Annotated in this window: 1 protein-coding gene; it reads left to right on the forward strand. The window is 69.6% G+C overall.

Annotated elements, in window-relative coordinates:
- Positions 1 to 276 (forward strand): AMP-binding protein (locus ON21_RS30100; RefSeq protein ID WP_039803518.1); only part of this gene is annotated, 276 nt, incomplete at both ends.

The raw sequence follows: 276 nt of genomic DNA on the forward strand, positions 1-276 counted from the left end.
CCGTCCGGACGCGGTCGCGATCCGTTCCGGGGAGCGGTCGCTGACGTTCGGTGAGTTGCATGGGCGGGCGAATCGGGTGGCGCGGGCGTTGATCGCGCGGGGTGCGGGTCCGGAGTCGTTGGTGGCGGTGGCGGTGGGGCGGACGGAGGAGTTGCCGGTCGCGTTGTTGGGGGTGTTGATCGCGGGTGCGGCGTATCTGCCGATCGATACCGGGTATCCGGTGCAGCGGTTGGAGTTCATGCTCGAAGACGCCGCCCCGGTGTGTGTGCTGACCAC

The organism is Nocardia araoensis NBRC 100135, assembly GCF_000308435.1.
Taxonomy (GTDB): domain Bacteria; phylum Actinomycetota; class Actinomycetes; order Mycobacteriales; family Mycobacteriaceae; genus Nocardia; species Nocardia araoensis.